Origin of the sequence: Metabacillus sp. 84 (genome assembly GCF_050107715.1) — a bacterium.
In the GTDB taxonomy this organism is placed as follows: domain Bacteria; phylum Bacillota; class Bacilli; order Bacillales; family Bacillaceae; genus Metabacillus_B.
On record NZ_JBNILN010000001.1, the window covers coordinates 586,241 to 605,250 of the forward strand.

21 protein-coding genes are annotated in these 19,010 nt (G+C 47.6%); 3 read left to right on the plus strand and 18 right to left on the minus strand.

Annotated elements, in window-relative coordinates; genetic code table 11:
- Positions 1-75: 75 nt before the first annotated feature.
- The 3 genes from essB to ACQCV8_RS02885 form a co-directional block, all read right to left on the minus strand.
- On the minus strand, positions 76-1,413 hold the full coding sequence (gene essB / locus ACQCV8_RS02875; protein ID WP_426843029.1) for a type VII secretion protein EssB: 1,338 nt from the start codon (positions 1,411-1,413) through the stop codon (positions 76-78).
- A gap of 14 nt (positions 1,414-1,427) precedes the next feature.
- On the minus strand, positions 1,428-1,667 hold the full coding sequence (locus ACQCV8_RS02880) for an EsaB/YukD family protein (protein ID WP_426843030.1): 240 nt from the start codon (positions 1,665-1,667) through the stop codon (positions 1,428-1,430).
- A 91-nt stretch (positions 1,668-1,758) separates the two neighbouring features.
- Positions 1,759-2,052, minus strand: a complete 294-nt coding sequence (locus tag ACQCV8_RS02885; RefSeq protein ID WP_426843031.1) for a WXG100 family type VII secretion target — start codon at positions 2,050-2,052, stop codon at positions 1,759-1,761.
- Positions 2,053-2,992: 940 nt separating this feature from the next.
- Here ACQCV8_RS02885 and ACQCV8_RS02890 point away from each other — a divergent pair.
- The gene (locus ACQCV8_RS02890) at positions 2,993-3,178 is read left to right on the plus strand and encodes a hypothetical protein (RefSeq protein WP_426843032.1); all 186 of its coding nucleotides are present in this window, start codon (positions 2,993-2,995) and stop codon (positions 3,176-3,178) included.
- Between the two features lie 75 nt (positions 3,179-3,253).
- Here the strand turns inward: ACQCV8_RS02890 and ACQCV8_RS02895 are convergent, their stop codons facing one another.
- Positions 3,254-3,727, minus strand: a complete 474-nt coding sequence (locus tag ACQCV8_RS02895) for a hypothetical protein (RefSeq protein ID WP_426843033.1) — start codon at positions 3,725-3,727, stop codon at positions 3,254-3,256.
- A 374-nt stretch (positions 3,728-4,101) separates the two neighbouring features.
- Here ACQCV8_RS02895 and ACQCV8_RS02900 point away from each other — a divergent pair, with 374 nt between their 5' ends.
- Complete coding sequence (locus ACQCV8_RS02900) at positions 4,102-4,596, plus strand: GAF domain-containing protein (RefSeq protein ID WP_426843034.1); 495 nt, start codon at positions 4,102-4,104, stop codon at positions 4,594-4,596.
- A 732-nt stretch (positions 4,597-5,328) separates the two neighbouring features.
- Here the strand turns inward: ACQCV8_RS02900 and ACQCV8_RS02905 are convergent.
- From ACQCV8_RS02905 to ssb, 4 genes are all read right to left on the minus strand, one after another.
- Positions 5,329-7,290: a methyl-accepting chemotaxis protein gene (locus ACQCV8_RS02905; protein ID WP_426843035.1), complete on the minus strand. Its 1,962-nt coding sequence runs from the start codon at positions 7,288-7,290 to the stop codon at positions 5,329-5,331.
- Positions 7,291-7,414: 124 nt separating this feature from the next.
- The gene (locus ACQCV8_RS02910) at positions 7,415-8,032 is read right to left on the minus strand and encodes a DedA family protein (protein WP_426843036.1); all 618 of its coding nucleotides are present in this window, start codon (positions 8,030-8,032) and stop codon (positions 7,415-7,417) included.
- A gap of 124 nt (positions 8,033-8,156) precedes the next feature.
- Positions 8,157-9,395 carry an MFS transporter gene (locus tag ACQCV8_RS02915; RefSeq protein ID WP_426843037.1) on the minus strand — a complete coding sequence of 413 codons (1,239 nt, stop codon included), beginning with the start codon at positions 9,393-9,395 and terminating at the stop codon, positions 8,157-8,159.
- A gap of 227 nt (positions 9,396-9,622) precedes the next feature.
- Positions 9,623-9,970 (minus strand): single-stranded DNA-binding protein, encoded by a 348-nt coding sequence (ssb, locus tag ACQCV8_RS02920; RefSeq protein ID WP_426843038.1) that lies wholly within the window; start codon positions 9,968-9,970, stop codon positions 9,623-9,625.
- A gap of 229 nt (positions 9,971-10,199) precedes the next feature.
- On the opposite strand from ssb, the gene ACQCV8_RS02925 reads away from it, so the two are divergent.
- Positions 10,200-10,652 (plus strand): YwpF family protein, encoded by a 453-nt coding sequence (locus ACQCV8_RS02925; RefSeq protein ID WP_426843039.1) that lies wholly within the window; start codon positions 10,200-10,202, stop codon positions 10,650-10,652.
- A gap of 39 nt (positions 10,653-10,691) precedes the next feature.
- Here the strand turns inward: ACQCV8_RS02925 and ACQCV8_RS02930 are convergent, their stop codons facing one another.
- The 10 genes from ACQCV8_RS02930 to ACQCV8_RS02975 form a co-directional block, all read right to left on the minus strand.
- The gene (locus ACQCV8_RS02930) at positions 10,692-10,952 is read right to left on the minus strand and encodes a hypothetical protein (RefSeq protein ID WP_426843040.1); all 261 of its coding nucleotides are present in this window, start codon (positions 10,950-10,952) and stop codon (positions 10,692-10,694) included.
- Between the two features lie 231 nt (positions 10,953-11,183).
- A complete protein-coding gene (fabZ, locus tag ACQCV8_RS02935) occupies positions 11,184-11,618 on the minus strand; it encodes a 3-hydroxyacyl-ACP dehydratase FabZ (protein WP_426843041.1) in 435 nt (144 codons plus the stop codon).
- 81 nt (positions 11,619-11,699) lie between these two features.
- Complete coding sequence (locus ACQCV8_RS02940) at positions 11,700-11,978, minus strand: DNA-directed RNA polymerase subunit beta (RefSeq protein WP_426843042.1); 279 nt, start codon at positions 11,976-11,978, stop codon at positions 11,700-11,702.
- Between the two features lie 21 nt (positions 11,979-11,999).
- Positions 12,000-12,812, minus strand: coding sequence for a flagellar hook-basal body protein (locus ACQCV8_RS02945; RefSeq protein WP_426843043.1), 813 nt, complete (start codon positions 12,810-12,812; stop codon positions 12,000-12,002).
- 16 nt (positions 12,813-12,828) lie between these two features.
- Positions 12,829-13,662 (minus strand): flagellar hook-basal body protein, encoded by an 834-nt coding sequence (locus ACQCV8_RS02950; RefSeq protein WP_426843044.1) that lies wholly within the window; start codon positions 13,660-13,662, stop codon positions 12,829-12,831.
- A 1,323-nt stretch (positions 13,663-14,985) separates the two neighbouring features.
- Entirely contained in the window at positions 14,986-15,390 is a 405-nt protein-coding gene (locus tag ACQCV8_RS02955; RefSeq protein WP_426843045.1) for a DUF6188 family protein, read from the minus strand.
- Between the two features lie 66 nt (positions 15,391-15,456).
- Positions 15,457-16,059 carry a TetR/AcrR family transcriptional regulator gene (locus tag ACQCV8_RS02960; protein WP_426843046.1) on the minus strand — a complete coding sequence of 201 codons (603 nt, stop codon included), beginning with the start codon at positions 16,057-16,059 and terminating at the stop codon, positions 15,457-15,459.
- A 118-nt stretch (positions 16,060-16,177) separates the two neighbouring features.
- Positions 16,178-17,179, minus strand: a complete 1,002-nt coding sequence (locus ACQCV8_RS02965; protein ID WP_426843047.1) for a rod shape-determining protein — start codon at positions 17,177-17,179, stop codon at positions 16,178-16,180.
- A gap of 147 nt (positions 17,180-17,326) precedes the next feature.
- Positions 17,327-17,602, minus strand: a complete 276-nt coding sequence (spoIIID, locus tag ACQCV8_RS02970) for a sporulation transcriptional regulator SpoIIID (RefSeq protein WP_426843048.1) — start codon at positions 17,600-17,602, stop codon at positions 17,327-17,329.
- Between the two features lie 362 nt (positions 17,603-17,964).
- A complete protein-coding gene (locus tag ACQCV8_RS02975; RefSeq protein WP_426843049.1) occupies positions 17,965-18,960 on the minus strand; it encodes a Gfo/Idh/MocA family protein in 996 nt (331 codons plus the stop codon).
- Between the last annotated feature and the right edge of the window lie 50 nt (positions 18,961-19,010).

Below are 19,010 nucleotides of genomic sequence, written 5' to 3' on the forward strand. Positions count from 1 at the left end.
CTACCTCCTAGAAATGGTGCAAATAAAGGCCGGCCGCCTCAGGCTAATAGGCGGGACGGTTTGATTCCTGTTCTGTTAAGAAGCCGGCTTTTTCTCTTTTTCTTGCGCTTCCTGCTTTTCTTTCTCGGCTGCCGCTTTTGCTTCGGCCTCTTCCTTCGCCTTTGCTTCAGCCTCTTCCCTTGCCTTTTCTTCTTCCTGAGCCTGTTTCTTCTGCTCTTCTTCTTCCTTTGCATCTTCTTCCGCTTTCTTTATAGCGTCCTGCTCTTTTTTGTAGTCTTCAATTTCCTGCTGCAGATCGTCAAGCTTGGCCTGCTTCTCTTCACCCTTCAGCTCGTCGCTCGCTCTTACTTCTGCTTCATAATTAATGAGCGCATAAACGATCGAGAACTGATCGCGCAGCGTGCGGGCAATCTCCAGCGCCTGCTCATTATTGCCGCGGCCGATATGAATCCAGTAATCAAAAAACTGGGCATTCGTTTCCGGACTGATCTGGCCGAGGAGACTCTCCCGCTGCTCCTCCGTCAGCTTGGCTTTCGTGGTTGAGATGATGGAAGTGGCAAGCTGATATTTGACAATGTCCGGCATATCTTCCGCTTCATAGCGGTCAAGCGTATCAATGACACTGCTGAACTCACGGTTTTGAAAATACTCTCCGCTTTTAATGTAAGCCTCCGCCTGCGGCTGCAGGAAAAAGACAGAGTAAACGGTATAAATCAGGGCTGGAATCAGTAAAACCAAAAATCCGAGTGAAACGTAGCGGAAGGTTTTCCACTTCTTGTTCGGGATATGTACGAGACTCCGCTCATCATCCTCAAGCTTTTCAATCTTCCGGCTGATGAGCGCAGAAAGATCCTCCGGTGTTTTGGTTTCAAAAATTTCTTTCACCAACGGAGAGACCTGAAGCGTTTCATGAAATTTAATGTACTGTTCAAAGGAAAACTTACTGTCCACTGCCGCTGCAATCACCGCTCTGACCTCCTGCCAGACCCGGTCATCATCCTTCTCGTAGGGAGGGAGGCTTTCTCTTACGCCGTAATGGAGGAAATCAGGGGCAAGACCTTTTGAGATTGCCAGATTATCAGGCGAAACAATCAAATGCAGGCGCGCATAAGAATGCGCCTTCACTTTTTCGACAAGCTGGTGGGCAAACACCCATTTGCTGTGCCGGTCCTTCTCCAGCAAATCTTGAAAATTTTGATAGGAAGGGGCGGGCCGGGCCGTGATGATCATCTCATCATCCGTCATTTGGATGCTTCGGTCAATGTCACCGCCAAGACTTTCAAGCATCGCCACTTCAAGCGCACTGTCAAGCTTGATCTTTTCCTGCTGAAAAATAAAGGTTCGCTGTGTGCCGTCTTTTTCTACTTTGCATTCGAGCTGGTGCTCTAAATAATCAAGTTCTTTTTCTGCCATGTGTTCCGGCTCCTTTAGAGTATTTCAAGTCGATCTCCAGTCATAATTCCGCTCTCCGCAAGCTGCCGGTCACCAGGGATGACCTTCTGCTTATTCGGAATGCGAACCCAATGCCCTTCTCGAGGTGGGTCAGAAATGCATTTAGCCTGCCAGACAATATCAATCATTTTTTTTACTGAATGATAGTCTGATAGGCGAAGGTCAAATACTTCTCCCGTATAATGTTTTAAGTCTACAGTCACTTCTATATACATGCCTTTTCACCTCAAAAATGAAGAGGCGCCATAATCCGCGAAGAATATGGCGCCTCCTAGCGTCTTTGCTGGATTAATCGTTTGCTGTCAATTAGCCGCGGATTTTGTTCGCAATCTCTTCATCAGCATCACGCAATGCGTTCGCTGTATTTTGAAGCTGCTGACTTACTTCATCAAGCATTGTTTGCATTTCAACAAGGGATGGCTTTAAACGCTCCCACTGATCAGCGAAAGCTGTGCTTGAGCTACCTTTCCAAACTCCGCTAAGATCAGAGATTTTACCTGAAATACGTCCTACCTGTTCGCCCACACCCTGGCTCTCTGCGCTAAACTCCTGGGACTTCGTTTCAAGATCTTGCGGTGTTACTTGAATTAAACCTGACATTCTTCAACATCTCCCTTACGTGAATTTACTTTAATTGTAAAATTAAACAGCACCTAATTTCAATTGTTACTTAGAAATTAGTAGAAAATTGGTTAATTCTATCTACTTATACCCGAAATTGGAAGTGATAAACCATAAATAAAGAGGATATTTTTCTTATTTTCTTTCGTAAATTGTACCCAACTGCTCATTTCGACAGAAAATTTAGATAAAACTAATTTTGTAAAATAGTGGTGCTTTGTTTACGAGATTGTTAGAAACGTATTGTCGAAGTAACGGGATTGTTATGTTTGTTATGATCTATGTACAATCACCTCCGTAGCCTTTGTAAGAGGAATGGACTTCCTTTCACACCATATATTCCCACTTGGTTTTTTGGGTAAACCATTATTTTTTTAGGATTTTGGGTGGGGGTTGGGGGGGCGGGGGTGGACAGGGACTGGCGGGGACGGCGGTGGTGGTGGCGAGGGCGGACGGTGGCAAAGGCGGCGGCGGTGGTGGTGGCGAGGGCGGACGGTGGCAAAGGCGGCGGCGGTGGTGGTGGCGAGGGCGGACGGTGGCAAAGGCGGCGGCGGGGCCTGGCCCGCTCTTCACTGCAGGACTAAAGCTCCGGCACCTTGTCTTCAAACGCTTGCGGGACAAGGGGCTGGATGCATTGGTCTCTGTCCCCCGCTGCGGTGAAGCGTGTGGGGCCAGGCGCGGTGCCTGGCCCGTGTTACGGCAGCGAGCTAAAGCTCCGGCACCTTGCTTCGGATCCCTTGCGGCCCAAGGGGCTGGCCGCATTGGTCTCTGTCCCCCGCTGCGGTGAAGCGTGTGGGGCCAGGCACCTTGGACGTCCAAAACGGTAATTTTACCAATTCAAGAAAAAAAGATGGATGTCCAAACAGGAAGATTTGGTAGAGCATACTATAAATAGAATTCGTATAAGGAGGTATGGTTCATGGCTGGCGATAATACGGCTGCTGCCAAAAAGAAACCGTGCGGATGCGGGGGGAAACCTGTGCTGCAAGCAAAGATCATTGTAAAGAGTGGCAGTAAAAGTTCCTCTGGCAAATCTGCTTCAAACTACTATAAAAAAAAGCCTTGGTATACCCGCTTTTTAGATAGATTGAAAGCTCTCTTTTAAGAGCTTGCTTTGTTCATAACAGCAAGCAGGCCCCGGCAATTCTGCTGCCGGGGCCTGCTTCATTCTGGAATATGATTATTCAGCTGTAAACGGGCACTCGAATACGGGCTGACCTGTCACTGTAACCGTATCATTATCTGTATCAAGGACAATTTGCAGATTCTCGATCGTAAAGGATTCACAAGGCAGTTCCGGCGGACAGGATTTTTCACAGTAGTAGCAGATTTGGGACCCGATATCATATGGAATCACCAACGTAATAATTTCCGGTACCGGACAGTTTTCTCCATCAAAAACCGGAAGTGCTATCGTAAAGGTAAGATTCCCTGAATACCGAACATAATATAGGTCTAGTAAGCATCGGAGTGTCTGTCCGCAAACTTCAACCTCTGCTTCTGCGGAGCAGCATCCTTTATCTTCATTTAAATTGATCGGGCAGCTATATATTGTTGGAGTACCGATTCTGGCAACACATGGAGGAATCGCAAACGTTTCGTTGATTGGTAAAAGCTCTGTGCTGCAAGGACAATCATTTAAACAATTATACATATTTATGCCTCTTTTCAACATGATATTCCAAAACTCTTATTTGGAACTCACCATATGGTATTCATTTTGATAGAGACTGCTTGGCCGTATATCCCGAAAAAAGGTTATCATTACCAAAATCGGCACTTATCATTGGTACCTTTTACTTTATAAAAAATTCAAAGGTGTTCATTCTATCAAGTTAGCTTACCAGGATTTATTTCGTTTATCCCTCCAGCATATCGGGCAGCTGGTTTGACAGGGCTTTTGACGAAGATTGTCTAATATAATGGATCTTTGTTTGAACGCTAAAAATATTACAGATCTGCTGCCCAAACATGAGCAGTAAAGGATGAGGATTGCTTGACGAAGCAGCAGAAAAGATTTTACCTTTCATGGGTAGCATTGTCCCGATTAACACCCTTTTCATAGCGAAAAACGATCAGAAATTCAATAAGATTGAAAAGGTCTTAAACCAGGACAGGATTTTGTTAACAATAGGGGAGAGCTCGCCTTTTGAAGATACATTCTGCAAATTGAGTGTAGATTATGGCGATCGCGTCCTGCTCATTCATGATTTGAATCAGCATAACAGGACGAAGGACATGTCCGTTACCCGTAATTTAAAGGGAGGAAGCTTTATCGGCATTCCTATCAACTTCAGTACCGGGGAGAACTACGGAACCATCTGCGGACTGGATGTACAAAACGTGCAATTCGAGGAAGAACACGTAGAGCTATTCACTACAATGGCTTCCCTCTTAAGCTATGTTCTCGATTTGGATAGAGTCAATCGGGAAGTAGAGGAACTATCCGCTCCGGCGGTTCCGCTTACAAAATACATAGCCGTTCTGCCCATTATTGGAGACATTAGTGAAAAGAGGGCATAAATCAGTATTAAGTCGACCTTGAAGCAAAGCTCCAACCGACACCTTCAATATCTCATTCTGGATTTATCTGGAATTATCAGGATGATCAAAGAGGTCATGCATCACCTCCTGCAATTGGTCAAGATGCTGGAAATAATCGGGGTAACCCTAATCTTGACTGGTTCCTTCAAGAACATGCGCGAAATATGGTTCAAAGCAATTTGCTGGCGGATGGAATTTTAGCGAAAAAATCACTGGAAGCGGCTTTATCGCATATTGGATTTGCTTTAGTAGAAAAAAATAGTTTATACAGGGGAGACATCCTTCGGTTGGGTTTTTTTTGATAATCTAAGCATCGTTTTCCTCCGTCCCCCGCCCTGATAATGCAGTAAAGCTCTGGCACCACTTTCCTGCAGCCTTACAGCGGGAATGGGTTGCTGTGATCTTGCTCCGTCCCCTTTTTTGTGGAAAATTGGGGACGGAGGCAGCCTCCGTCCCCCGCTCTGATAAAGCAGCAAAGCTCTGGCACCACTTTCAAGCAGCCTTACGGCGATAATGGGTTCCAAGGTTCTTGCTCCGTCCCCATTTCTGCAGAAAATTGGGGTCGGAGGCAGACGTGATTTTACTCCTATGTTCCATACCAAGCAAACGCAACTTTCTATTTTCACGTGGTCTATACTAAAGAAACCGCGACTCTCTATATTAATCTCCTAAAAAAGCTAACCCCACAAACACAGGTTAGCTTCTTTTCTATTATTTGGTTTTGAATGCTGCTACTTCCTTTTGCAGGTCAGCGGCGAGGTCGGCGAGCTGGCTGATGGATTGGCCGATTTCTTCGATGGAAGAGAATTGCTGCTGTGCTCCGGCTGCGACTTGCTGGGTGGAGCTTGCGGATTCGGTGGCGATGCTGGCCATTTCTTCCACTGATGCTGTGACTTCTTCTGAGCTTGCGGACATTTGCTCGGCGGTTGCTGAGACTTCTTGGATTTGGGTGTTGACGTTTTCGACTGCTTTTTGAATGGAGTCGAAGTTTTCTCCGGTTTCTTTCATGAGCTTGATTCCGCCGGCAGCTTGCTCTTTTTCTTTGTCCATGTTGGTCATGACCAGGTCGGTTCTTTTTTGGATGGAGCGGATGAGAGCTGTGATTTGCTCGGCTGATTGCTTGGAGCCCTCTGCCAGTTTTCTTACTTCGTCAGCTACGACGGCGAAGCCTTTGCCGTGTTCTCCTGCCCTTGCTGCTTCGATGGCTGCATTGAGTGCGAGCAGGTTGGTTTGCTCGGAGATGGCGGTGATGACGTCGACGATTTGATTGATTTCTTCTGATTTGTCTCCCAGCTCTTTTACGTGGCGGGTGGTTTCTTCGACGGATACATAGATTTCATCCATTTGTTTGACGGCTCGTTCGATAAAGACGCTGCCTTTTTGGGTCTGTTCAGCGGCTTCTGAGACGGAATGGGAGACCGATCCTGCGCGCTCCGCTACGTATTGAACACCGGTTGCGATTTCCTGGATCGCTTTGGCGGTTTCTTCGGTGCTGACCATCTGGGTTTCAGCACCTTCTGATAGCTCGTCAACGGATTGAGCAATTTCCTTTGTGATGCCGCTGACCTGAATGGCGGTATTTTTCACCTGTTCAGAAGAGGCAGCGAGAGTGCCGGATGAGTGTTCGATTTGTGAAATCAAGTTCCGTAAAGAATCAATCATCATATTGAATGCAGAACCGAGCTGGCCGAGGTCATCTTTGGACCGCACCTGTGCCTTTTCCGTCAGATCTCCCTGGCTGACCTTGCTTGCGATGGCTGACAGGTTTCGGATCGGACGCACGATTGCGCGAATGGTGAAATAGTTAAAAAGAGTTCCAACAACAAGAAACACACCTATTACGGTGATCATGTTTACCAGAATGGGAGCTGACTGTTCGGAATATTCGGAGGTATCCATTGTCCCGAGTATTTTCCAGCCGGTCTGTTCGTTCGTCTCAAACATCATCGCTTTGTTTGCACCGTTGAATGTGTAGGTGAAATTGCCTTTGTCCGATTGATAAATAGGTTCACTAATGCTTTTATCCAGCATTTCACCTGGCTGAAGAGTTGGATGAACGACAACCTTCCCATCTTTGTCGAGGATGCTCGGGTATCCTTTATTTCCTATTTTTGTCTCAAGAGAGGTTTTAGCAAGTACATTTAAATCGATATCCATTGCCATAACGCCATTTCCATCTGCTAATGTGCTTGCAATGGTTACAACGGTTTTGCCGCTGACTGCATCTTTATATGGACTGGTTACGATGGAGTCTCCTTTATTCGCTAATGCTTCTTTATACCAATCTCGTTCTGTCGGATTGAACCCATCCGGGAACTCGGAACGGGGAAAGCTGTATATGCTGCCTTCGTTTGTTCCGACATAAGTGAACACCACTTCCTGGAAAGTGTTGCTAATGTAGCCTAACCGTTCATTCATGTAGGCTTCGTCCTCAAGCGCACTGCTGCTGATGGTTTTCGAGAACAATTCTACAACATCCCGTTTATTTTGAAAAAATTCATCCGTCAGTCCATTTAAGAGATGAACCTGCTGTCCTGCGGCTGATTCAATTTGGTCTTGCACTTCATTTTTGGCTGTTAAGTATCCAAATACCCCTATTGAAACAGTGGGAATTAAAAGGAGCACAAAAGCGAAGATAATTAGTCGATTGCGGATTTTCATATTTTTGAACATGGGCATGCACTCCTATGCTGAGTTATAAGTACATGCTATTTATCGACAATTCCCGCTAGTTTTCAAGGTGATTTTGTGAATTATTTCACTTAGTGAAAAAAGAGGACCGCATTGGCCCCCTTAATTAACCCTGTTTGTACTTTTTCCTTCTTCTCACGTACCAGACAACCACCATAACAAGCAGGATGGCCAGGATGGCATAGATGAAGTTTGAATAGATGCTCATGTACTCGCCGATTTTTGGCCACGCTTCTCCGAGCATGGAACCAAGGATGACGAGGAGCGTATTCCAGATCAATGTACCGATTGTGGTGTAGATGAGGAAGAGCCAAACGTTCATGTTTGACATGCCGGCCGGGATGGAGATGACACTTCGGACGAAGGGAACCATCCGGCAAAAGAATACGGTCCACTTCCCGTATTTATCAAACCAGGCGTCGCCCCGGTGAATTTCTTTTTTGGAAACAAGAAGAATGTGTCCATATTTGTCCACGAATTTCTCAAGCTGTTCAACGTCCAGCAGCCTGCCGACGTAGTAGAGGATGATGGCTCCCAGAACTGAACCTCCAGTTGCAGCTGCAATGACTCCGGGGATTGTTAAGCCGGAGGTCGTCGTCATGAAGCCTCCAAACGGCAAGATCACCTCTGAGGGAATCGGAGGGAAAATATTTTCTAAGGCAATCATTAAAAAGATTCCCAAGTACCCAAATTGCTCCATAAATTGCGTAATCCAGTTATCCATTTAAAATCCTCCTGTAATGATGTGACCGTCCCCGAAACCATTAGTACGGATGAGAGCCTAAAAGGTTTCAATATTCCTTTAAAAGAATTCCCAAACCTGGCACGGGGCAAACAAGCGTCCATCTTTATAAAATCTCATCTCTTCTTTTTAGATAGCGGTATAAATAAAACGTAATGACCGAGCACGCAATGCCGCAGACGGCGATAAAGCAAAAACCGGCCTGAAGCCCGGCGAGCAGGCTGCTTTTCGGGATCTGTACAGCTGAAACGTAAGTCTCGGTGATGGAGATGACCCCGCCGATGGCGTAGTTTCCCAATACACCGCTGATTCCCACAATGGTTACAACTACGGTAATGGCTGCGTCAGTGCCGCTCCTGTACCGCCTGGCGATGAATGCATTGGCTGTCGGATAGACTGGCGCCACTCCTGCTCCGGCAATCGCAATGAGGATCGCTCCTCGTTCCCCAAAGTATATTCCGGCTATAATCAGCACGCTGAAAAGGGCGGAAAACAGGATGATCGACAAGAGGTAGCCGATCTTATCTGTGATTGGTCCGAGAATTAATCTGGCAAAGGTGAAGAAGAGGAAAAAAGCTGAAAGCATTTTGGACGCTTCAAGGGTACTCCATCCAAAGCCGTTTTCCAGGTAATGGATCAGCCATCCTCCAACGGACAGCTCGGCAATAACCCCGAGCGAAAGCAAAAGCGAGATGAGCCAGATGACCGGATCGCGGAGCAGCCTTTTTACAGAAAGCGGTTCTTCCTCTTCCATTGGCTGTTCTGCAAACCTCGTGTAAAAGGCCGGGATCATCGGCAGTACGCATAGAGCGAGAATTACGGCGTACATTCCCCTCCAGTCCAGTACCACTCCTCCTATCGTCAGTTCCATTACACCTGTTGCAATCATAGGAGCTGCAATCGAGCTTAATCCGTAGAAGAAATGGGCCAGATTCATCATCGTTCCGGTATTCTTTACAAAGATGCGCGTGGCGATGAGCGCCAGTACAATCTCAAGCATCCCGTTCCCTATGTAGAGAAGAAAATAGGCGCCGGAAAGGGCTTCGAAATTCCGGGAAAAATAGATGAGGACCCCTGATAAAGCCATTAAACCGAAAGTTAATTGAGTGACTGTTTTTAATCCCCAGTGGCGGGTGAGATAGGCTGTAAATGAGCAGGCAATCAGAAAACCGAGGGAATTGATTGCGAACAAGTGGCCGATCTGCCACTCCTCCAGCTGAAAATCTGCTTGAATCCGCGGGACAGCCGGCCCTCTGATATTTTCTGATAAGCCGAATAACAGGAAGCCTGTAAACACGATGGTGATTTGTATGATTACATGGAGTCTTTTGTTTGCAGGCAGCATACCGTTCCTCCGTTTTTTCTTTCCACTGACAACCTTACCTGTTTTTACGGATTTCGTGAAGGGTTTTTTTGATGAATAATTGAGAAAGCGCAGTTCTGTAATGCCGCAGCGCTAAAGAAACAATTTATTTAAATGAAAGAACCAGCCGATTGGTCATCAGCTGGTTAAAATTGAGGGGGTTTGAGGCAGTTTGGGATTTTTTCTAAGCGGAGGGGTTGTAAGAAGGATTAAGCTTCTTGTTCAGCGAGCTCCCGCGGTCTGCCGCTCATGAAGCGTACAGAGTCAGCGACAACTTCTGTGACGTATACCATTTTGCGTTCGCTGTTTTCATACTTCCGGGATTGGACTCTCCCCGTGACGCCTATGATCGAGCCCTTTTGACAGTAGTTGGCGGTGTTTTCAGCGGTTCTTCTCCAGAGGGTGCAATTAACGAAGTCTGTTTCGATTTCACCGGCGGCATTTTTGAAATTCCGGCTGACTGCGAGGGTGATATGGGCGACAGCTGCACCGTCTTTCGTATAGCGGATTTCCGGATCCTTCGTCAGCCTGCCGACTAATGTTACATGATTGATCATCCTGATTCTCCTTTCTTTCGTATTCCTCCGTATTGTACCGGACGAAAGCACAAAGGGAAAATCAGGAAAAATCACTTTTAGAGCTCTATAGCTTTCCCTTTGCCCGCATGAACATCCACATTTATTTATTTGCAGCGGTCATTTATCGATTTTCACAAAAAGAAAGAAAAATGATCGGCTGTGTTATACTAAGGAAAACAACTGGAAAGCAATGCGGAGGTGGATGGCTTTGAAGACGTTTAAGCTTGTTTCCATGAAAATTGCACGGATTGATGAGAACGGCCTGCACTACGATGAAATTTCGTTGGCTGATGGTCTTGTGATTAATAAAAAGGATGGAGAAAATGACTGGCTTCTTGAAGCCTTGATCAGTAGCGTCCATTTAGAACGGTTCAAAAAGCTGCAGGAAGAAAAGGAAGACCATACTTTGGTCATCACCATTTCCAAGCGGACGAACACCCCCGCTAAACTAAAAGCCCGGGTGAGGAACATTGTAGAGCTGGAAAACAATTTGGTTTCTGTGCTGTTTTCAGGAAAAATTGCGGCAAACCGGCCGACGGGCAATGCGGAGAAGATATTGACCGAGCTTGTGGACGAGGGGCTGGAAGGGGAAGACCTTTTACAGGCTTTTTCCGCCAAGCTTCATAAGACAGAGGCGCAGGAAACCGTTTCTTCCAAGTAAAAGAGCCAGTCACCTATGACTGGCTTCTTCATTTCCCGATCAGTCGGTCATCATATCCCGCTTCATTTTCTTTTCCTGCTGTCTTTCCGTATCCTTGTTTAGATCGGCGTCTTGTTCATCTGGACGGTTTCCGTTTCTGATTTCTTCAGGATCCATATTTTCAGGCTCCATGTTGTAATTCTCCTGTTCGACGGGCGGGTTTTCTTCCATTTTTTCTTCCGGATCCGGGTCATCTGCACAGCCAGTAGCGAGTCCTGCCGTCAGAACAAGCCCAGATAGTAAACCAGCGATTTTTTTCATACTGCATGCTCCTTTCATGGTGGCGTTTTTCACCATTAGCTTGCCCCATCAAAAAAAGGCTCATTCGAAGGAGGATTTTCATGAAATACGCAGCTGCAATCCTAGCGGGACTCACTGTATTTTTTGCCCGTCCCCGTAAAGCGAAGGCCCCAACGAAAAAAGCGTGACTCCCTGTTTAGGAGATCACGCTTTTTTGTCATTCCTTATTTTCTCTAAGGGGCCGCTTTTTTCTTACTCCTGCTTATCACCCAGTGCAAAGGTGATTTCTGCTTCGCAGGCTATGTCTCCATCAACGGTTGCCACGGCTTTCCCTTTGCCGATTTTCCCGCGCGCACGGGTGATTTCAACCTCTAAACGCAGCTGATCCCCCGGGACGACCTGTTTTTTAAAACGGCAGCTGTCAATTCCGGCGAAAAAGGCAAGCCGGCCCCTGTTCTCTTCTTTGATCAGCATCGCAACGGCCCCTACCTGAGCGAGGGCTTCCACAATTAAGACACCCGGCATGACCTGGTAATCCGGAAAGTGCCCGTTAAAAAACTCTTCATTTGCAGAAACATTTTTGATTCCGACAGCACGGACTCCTTCTTCCACTTCAAGGACACGGTCCACGAGCAAAAACGGATAGCGGTGAGGAATGATTTCTTTAATCTGCTGAATATCAAGCATATAGCATGGCTCCTTTCAACTAACTATATGTATACGGCAAAAGGAAGGCGCATCCCTTCCTTTTGCATAAAGAGTATAGACTTATCCGGCCTCTTTTTCAACCAGGTCAATGATGTGCTGCCATGTAGATGGCTTCAGAACATCCAGCGGGTTTCCGTCCCCAATCACTCCGTAACCGACCATCGCTCCGGCAATCGCAGCCAAAAGGAACACTCCCATTACAATTAAGAGACGCAGCCAGATCGGAAAAAGCCGGATTTTGATTTTTTCCGCAGGTTGAACTTCCTCTTTAACCGTATCGTTTGCTTTCTTTTCCTGCTTATACTTTTCACGGGTCATGGACGCGTTTTTGGAAGACATGTGAAAACCCCTTTACCTGAATTAGCGGACTGAGTTGATTAATCCCAGCATCTGATCGCCGATTGAGATGGATTTTGCATTGAATTGGTAGGCCCGCTGCGAAACGAGCATATCGGTCATTTCCTTGGAAATATCGACATTGGATGATTCAAGAGCCTTCTGTTCAACAGAGATCTGACCGCGAAGTGCACCACCCAGACTGGTAATGGCCGTCTGATCTTCCGGATTGACCAGCGCGAACAGGTTCCCGCCCGCCTGAATCAGGGACTGCGGCTTATTGGCCTGGATGATTCCGAGATTAACGGAGCCAACAGGCTGACCTTCGGCATTTAATGCCGTCATGGTACCTGAAGACGAAATCCGGAAGTCCTGTGCGGCTGCATTAAAAAGAATCGGCTCATTGTTCTCATCGGTAATTCTGTGGCCGCTTGCGTTAACGACCGCCAGCCTTCCGTCTGCTTCAGCGGAAAGGTATAGAGCGCCATCCCTCGTGAAACGGGTCTGGCCATCCGCTTGCACAGTCAAAAACTGGCCGGGTTTTGTAAAGGAAAAATCCAGATTCCGGTCCGTTACTTTGACCGGTCCCTGAGTAAAAATAATGGATTGCATCAGCTGTGCCCCGACTCCCTGGCGTATCCCGAAATCGGTGGAGCGGCCGGCCTCTTTCGTTTCGTCCGGCTGGTTGTCATATTGCTGGCGCACAAGCTCGCCGAACGTCGTTTGTGTCCGCTTGAAGCCTTGAGTATCCACGTTGGCTATATTATGCCCAATTGCATCAAGCTGCTTTTGGACCTGATTCATCGTATTGGAAGCTGCAATCATGGAGTTCAGCATAGGTGGTTCCTCCTCATTAGCTTAGCCGGCCAATTTCATTCACAGCTTTATCAAGACTGCGGTCATATGCCTGCAGTACTTTCTGGTTCGCCTCAAATGAACGGTAGGCAGTCATCATTTCTGTATAGGCACGAGCCGTATCGACATTGGAGCCTTCAATAAATCCTTGCTTCAGTGAGTAGCCGACATTTGGATTTCCCGCGGCTGAAGGGAGGCCGGTTTCATCCGCTGTCCTGAACAGGCCATTGTTTTCCTTCACAAGATTACGGACATCCTCCGCAAACCGAACATCAATCTGCGCGCCTTCCTGTCCGTTCATTCTGATACGTCCATCTGCGAGAACCTCGTAATCGCCTTCCACTGTAATTGGGGTACCGTCTGTGGAAAGCACGGGAATGCCCTGGGAGGTCAGCTGATTTTGGTCATTTAATGTAAAATGGCTGTTGCGCGTATAGCGGACCTGTCCATCCGGAAGACTGACGGCAAAAAGGAGGAATCCCTTCATGCCCGTTTCTTCATTATTAGGCACAGCTTCTTCAAGCAATGCTATATCTGATGGGAGACCGGTTTCTTTCATATCACCTTGGGTAAATTGGGGAACAAGTTCCTGAACGTATGCACCTGTATTTAACGTGCCGATTGGCGTTTGGATTCCGAAATTCATGGGGGTCTGGGTTGGAGCGTCTTTTCCTTCCATTCTGCTTAACAGCATTTCAGGGAAAGCACGGATTGCCGACTGATCTGACTTATAGCCCGGCGTATTCACATTTGCAATGTTATTCGACAGCATTTCTGTCCGCTTCTGTTGCGAAAGCATGCCGGCCGCAGCCGTATAGAGCCCTCGTAGCATAGTTCACCTCATATCGGCGCAATGGAAAGCGCCTTTTTTCCTATCTTCTATTATAAATGACAAATCCATAAAACTCCTACTTTATTTTTTTCGACAATTTCCTACATTTCTTTAGAGAAAACCCTGCAAAATTCGACAAAATGTCGTATAATGGCCTTGGAACATCAATCAGGTTCCCCTTTCAAATTGTGTATGGTCCGGTGTTTCGTTCCCACGATACCGGATCCCTTTGGCACCGCATCTTCTGCACTGACTTGTTCAGGGCGGGGGTGGGTGTCTTTTTTTTTGGGTGGGTTGGGGGATTGGTGGAGGTGGGGGTGGGGGTGGGGGTGGTGCCTGGCCCGCTGTTCGCTAATAGACTAAAGCTCCGGCACCGACTCTCCTAGCCCTTGCTGCACAAGGGTTCGCGCTCGCCGGTCTCTGTCCCCACTCGCGGTGAAGCATGTGGGGTCTGGCACGGTGCCTGGCCCGCTTTCCGCTACCAAACTAAAGCTCCGGCACCGACTCCTCTAGCCCTTGCTGCACAAGGGCTCGTGCTCGCCGGTCTCTGTCCCCACTTGCGGTGAAGCATGTGGGGTCTGGCACGCGTGCATCAGGTGTACAGCCTGCATGTACCCGGCGTACCCGCCCTGTACCCGGCATGCATCCGGCCTAAAGCCGGCAGTCCAGGGTGGGCGGGCACGATACACAGTTCACGGTCCGCACCACACCTGCTTTTTGCTGGTTGCCTCCGTCCCCCGCTCTGCTAAAGCGCTAAACCTCCGTCCCCACTTTAAACGGACCCATAGCACACAACGGATTTCAGGCTCTTGCCTCCGTCCCCATTTTTCGGAAAGAAGGGGTCGGAGGATGCCTCCGACCCTGATTATGTCTACTCATATTGCTCTGTCCCCACACTGGTCAAAGCGTTGGAGGAGAAGGAAGAATGGCTTTCTGCCTCTGGCCCCCATTGCTTTACCGTAACAGGGGTCGGAGGCAGGCACCGGGGGCGGTGCCTGGCCCGCTGTTCGACAATAGACTAAAGCTCAGGCACCGACTCCTCTAGCCCTTGCTGCACAAGGGTTTGCGCTCGCCGGTCTCTGTCCCCACTTGCGGTGAAGCATGTGGGGTCTGGCACGGTGCCTGGCCCGCTTTCCGCTACCAAACTAAAGCTCCGGCACTGACTCCCCTAGTCCTTGCTGCACAAGGGTTTGCGCTCGCCGGTCTCTGTCCCCACTTGCGGTGAAGGATGTGGGGTCTGGCACGCGTGCGCGCAAAGCTCAACGCGCGCGGGCACCTTACTAAACAAAAAAAACAGACAGCAACGAGCGCTGTCCAGCTTGTTTATGATATATTTTCCACTTCGCCGCCGGGCAGCGATATGAAGGAGAAGTCGTTTTCTCCGAATAGCTCCCAGCCTTCGAATGAGGCGCTGTTGTGGAAGATATCGAGGGTGGCTTGGTTTGCTGTTTTGAGGCGGAGGATTTCGGCTTCTTTCCACCAGCAGATATCGGTGATTTCGTGTCCGGCCAGATGGGTGATGAGGGTGTTTAAGTATTCATCTGCTGAGCTCGGGGTTTGGAAGTCGGTTTGGCCGACGATAATGCGTCCGTTTAGTTTGAGGCGCCATGGACATTCGATGACGAGGCCGCCGTTTGAGAACTGCAGGATGAGGGGAAGCGGTTTGCCGTTTTCGATTTTGGTTATTTCTTGCCCTTTGAAGTAAGGAAAATGAAGGTCTTCGTTCATGGTCATTCCTCCGTCTTCTTTCCGCTCCTTATCAGTTGATAAGGGGCTTGTATGTAGTAGCCTGAATTAATCGTTTGACGCTAACCCGTTAAGTATGACTTGAGTGTAAATCGCTGCACGCCGGTCGAGCGTGCTGATGCTGTCAGGGAGCGGATGGCTGAGCATGCTCATGAGCAGGTGGGAATAGATGTCGGTGCTGGCTCCGAGCGTTTCCGGATCTTTGACACTGCCTTCCTCTGCGGCTCTGACGAAGATGGATGAAATGGGGACCTGGTAAGCCTCCCACCAGCTTTGGCGGATCAGCAGCTGGTCTTCCTCTGTCATTTCGTATTCTATATCGTGAAACATTTGGCTTAATTTTTTGGGCTGATGGAGCAGGATGTAGCGGATGACGCGAAATAAAGAGTCTTCTAGTGCCGTATGCCGTTTGATGATGCGCTGGAGGGCTACTTTCATTTCGTATAAGTAATTTCTTACGACTTCTACGTAGAGGTTTTTTTTGCTGGGAAAGTGATGATATAGGGCTGGCTGTGTGAGGCCGCATGCGTCCGCTATTTTTCTCGTGGAGATGGCCCGGTACCCATATTCCATGAAGAGTCCTTCCGCTGCCTTGATGATGTTTCTTCGGGTATGTCCCATATCGGCTGCGGCGTTTTGTTTGGGTGCCATTCAATTGCCTTCCCTTCTGTTGCTTATCATATGATAAGATTGTAAGCTTTTGATTTGTTTTTTGTCAACCGCTATAGAAAAAGCCCGATTCTGTAACTGAATCGGGCTTTTCTTTTATTTAGACGAGTTTTCTTTTGGCTAATCTGTCGACGTTGTCGAGCATGATTCCTGTTCCGACTGCTACACAGTCCATTGGATTTTCTGCTACGAGCACCGGTACTTTCAGTTCTTCGGCCATGAGCTGGTCAATTCCGTTCAGGAGGGCTCCGCCGCCTGTCAGGATGATGCCCCGGTCGATGATGTCAGCTGACAGCTCAGGCGGTGTGCGTTCGAGGACGCTTTTGGCTGCCTGAACGATGACCGCTACGGATTCTCTTAGGGTTTGTTCGATTTCTTCAGATGTTACGGTAATGGTCCGCGGCAATCCGCTTACCATGTCACGGCCGCGGATTGCAATTTCTTCCTGACGTGCGCCTGGGAATACCGTTGCAACCTTGATCTTAATGTCTTCAGAGGTACGTTCGCCGATTAACAGCTTGTACTCTCTTTTAATATGATTGAGGATTTCAGCATCGAACTTGTCCCCTGCCATTTTAATGGAAGAGGCGGTGACAATATCGCCCATGGAAAGCACAGCAATATCAGTCGTTCCACCGCCTATATCCACAACCATATTTCCGCTTGGCTGGAAGATGTCCATGCCGGCGCCGATGGCAGCAACCTTAGGTTCTTCTTCCAGAAAAACGTTTTTGCTGCCGCTTTTTTCCGCTGCTTCCCGAATCGCCTTCTGTTCTACAGAGGTGATGTTGGTCGGGCAGCAGATCAGCATGCGCGGTTTCGAAAAAATACCTTTTACATTCAGCTTGTTGATGAAGTGCTTCAGCATCGCTTCCGTCACTTCAAAATCAGCAATGACTCCATCTTTTAACGGACGGATGGCAACGATGTTCCCAGGCGTACGTCCTACCATTCTTCTTGCTTCTTCACCGACAGCAAGCACTTTTCCGGTGTTTTTATCCATTGCGACTACGGAAGGTTCGTTTAGTACAATGCCCTTCCCTTTAACATGTATCAGTACATTCGCTGTACCGAGATCAATTCCTATATCCCTAGCAAACATTGTTCCGTTTTCCTCCTTGCAAATCACGATTCCCGTGTATATCCATAATTGCACCCAATTACATATTGTATCACAGAATACAAATTATAGGCGATATTTGTTAAGAATCTACACAATTTTCAGGGATTGGATTTACAAAAAGCTTCCTTATTTAACCGTTTCTTCGGCAAGGATATCTTCTTTGCGGTATTTCAGCTTTGTTGCTTCTCCGCCTCTTAGATGACGGATGGATTTATGATAATCCAGGATTTCTTTGACCTCTGCTGCCAGTTCCGGGTTAATTTCAGGCAAGCGCTCTGTCAGATCTTTATGGACTGTACTTTTGGAAACCCCAAACTCTTTCGCAATGACGCGAACTGTTTTTTTAGTCTCCACGATATACTTTCCAATCTTGATTGTACGTTCTTTGATGTAATCGTGCACACCACTCGACCTCCCTAAAATGGATGTGAGAAGTGTGAAATGAGACCCGCATATTAAGAGACATCAGCTGCAATGGTGATATGGACTCTAAAGATGCTTTCGCTGCTGGATTCACAATAAACAGCCACGATCCTCACCTCAAACACTCTCTTTGTTAGGTTTGTAACATTCTATTAGCTTGGTTGCAGTAATATGCTAAAAAGTCAACAGGGACAAGGGGTTTCGTTGATTTTTTCTAAAGCGGCAAGGGGCATATGATAAAGAATATGTGAAAGTTATGGGAATTTAGAATCTGAATTTGTTTTTTGGACAGAAAAAAGGAGCAGTTCCAGTGAGCTGCTCCTTTTTTCTATATTCGAGGTTTAGTTTGAGGATACTTCATCCGCCGGATAAACCAAACCGATTTCCCGCCGGGCAAGGTCCATGATTTCAAGGGTAATGAGCGAATTCTCGAGGGTGTTCGTTTCAGATTCCAGTTTTCCTTCCCGAATCAGGGAAGCAAATTCCTTCGCTTCATCAAACATGGAATTTTCATGCTGGTGCATATTGATTTCTTCTGTTTCTCCGCTGCGGTAACGGATGCGGACGTTTTCCATTGTGCTGAACTTATCAATGACGATGCTTCCTGCTTCTCCCTGAATTTCAGAGGGGAGGTAGGAGTCTGTGATCTTCGAGAACATGACGATGGCATCGTGCTCTTCGTACTGAAAGAGGATGCTGCCTTCGCCGTCCACTCCGGATTCAAGCAGGTGAGCGGTGGCCTGGATGGAATTCGGCCTTCCGAATAGCGCAACCATCGGCGCGATGCAGTATATCCCGATGTCCATCATGGAGCCGTTGGAATATTCGGGCTTGAAGGCGTTTAGAATTTTCCCTTCTTTATAGGCATCGTAGCGGGAGGAATATTGACAGTAGCTCGCTACGTACCGGCGGACTTTGCCGATTTTGTGCAGGTTTTTCCGGATGGATGTAAAGTTCGGCAGCAGGGTGGTTTTCATTGCTTCCATCAGCAGAACCCGGTTGGCTTTCGCGGCTTCGATCATTTTCTTTAATTCAGCTGAATTCGAGGCGATCGGCTTTTCGCACAGAACGTGCTTTCCGCTGTTCATGCAAAGGATCGCTTGTTCAGCATGCAGCGAATTCGGGCTTGCTATGTAGACTGCTTCAAATTCTTTGCTTGCGGCAAAGTCTTCAAGGCTTGTGTATGTATGCGGTGCACCGTGCTTTTCTGCAAATTCCGCTGCACGCTCTTCTGTGCGGGAATAGATGGCAGCAAGCTTAAGCTCACCGGTTTGAGCGGCTGCGTCTATAAATTTTTCCGTAATCCAGTTTGTTCCAATGACTCCGAATCGTATCATGTCAATCTCTCCTTTGACCATGGTTATCCAAGTTTATTTTACCATAATCT

Coding starts and splice junctions, on each gene's coding strand:
- fabZ (WP_426843041.1), bottom strand. CDS start 11,618: ATGCTTGATATTCAGCAGATTAAAGAAATCATTCCTCACCGCTATCCG.
- ACQCV8_RS02905 (WP_426843035.1), bottom strand. CDS start 7,290: ATGTTCAAAAATATGAAAATCCGCAATCGACTAATTATCTTCGCTTTT.
- ACQCV8_RS02900 (WP_426843034.1), top strand. CDS start 4,102: ATGGGTAGCATTGTCCCGATTAACACCCTTTTCATAGCGAAAAACGAT.
- ssb (WP_426843038.1), bottom strand. CDS start 9,970: ATGATCAATCATGTAACATTAGTCGGCAGGCTGACGAAGGATCCGGAA.
- ACQCV8_RS02910 (WP_426843036.1), bottom strand. CDS start 8,032: ATGGATAACTGGATTACGCAATTTATGGAGCAATTTGGGTACTTGGGA.
- ACQCV8_RS02940 (WP_426843042.1), bottom strand. CDS start 11,978: ATGTCTTCCAAAAACGCGTCCATGACCCGTGAAAAGTATAAGCAGGAA.
- essB (WP_426843029.1), bottom strand. CDS start 1,413: ATGGCAGAAAAAGAACTTGATTATTTAGAGCACCAGCTCGAATGCAAA.
- ACQCV8_RS02950 (WP_426843044.1), bottom strand. CDS start 13,662: ATGCTACGAGGGCTCTATACGGCTGCGGCCGGCATGCTTTCGCAACAG.
- ACQCV8_RS02885 (WP_426843031.1), bottom strand. CDS start 2,052: ATGTCAGGTTTAATTCAAGTAACACCGCAAGATCTTGAAACGAAGTCC.
- ACQCV8_RS02945 (WP_426843043.1), bottom strand. CDS start 12,812: ATGCTGAACTCCATGATTGCAGCTTCCAATACGATGAATCAGGTCCAA.
- ACQCV8_RS02960 (WP_426843046.1), bottom strand. CDS start 16,059: ATGGCACCCAAACAAAACGCCGCAGCCGATATGGGACATACCCGAAGA.
- ACQCV8_RS02895 (WP_426843033.1), bottom strand. CDS start 3,727: ATGTATAATTGTTTAAATGATTGTCCTTGCAGCACAGAGCTTTTACCA.
- ACQCV8_RS02880 (WP_426843030.1), bottom strand. CDS start 1,667: ATGTATATAGAAGTGACTGTAGACTTAAAACATTATACGGGAGAAGTA.
- ACQCV8_RS02955 (WP_426843045.1), bottom strand. CDS start 15,390: ATGAACGAAGACCTTCATTTTCCTTACTTCAAAGGGCAAGAAATAACC.
- ACQCV8_RS02965 (WP_426843047.1), bottom strand. CDS start 17,179: ATGTTTGCTAGGGATATAGGAATTGATCTCGGTACAGCGAATGTACTG.
- ACQCV8_RS02915 (WP_426843037.1), bottom strand. CDS start 9,395: ATGCTGCCTGCAAACAAAAGACTCCATGTAATCATACAAATCACCATC.
- ACQCV8_RS02930 (WP_426843040.1), bottom strand. CDS start 10,952: ATGAAAAAAATCGCTGGTTTACTATCTGGGCTTGTTCTGACGGCAGGA.
- ACQCV8_RS02890 (WP_426843032.1), top strand. CDS start 2,993: ATGGCTGGCGATAATACGGCTGCTGCCAAAAAGAAACCGTGCGGATGC.
- ACQCV8_RS02975 (WP_426843049.1), bottom strand. CDS start 18,960: ATGATACGATTCGGAGTCATTGGAACAAACTGGATTACGGAAAAATTT.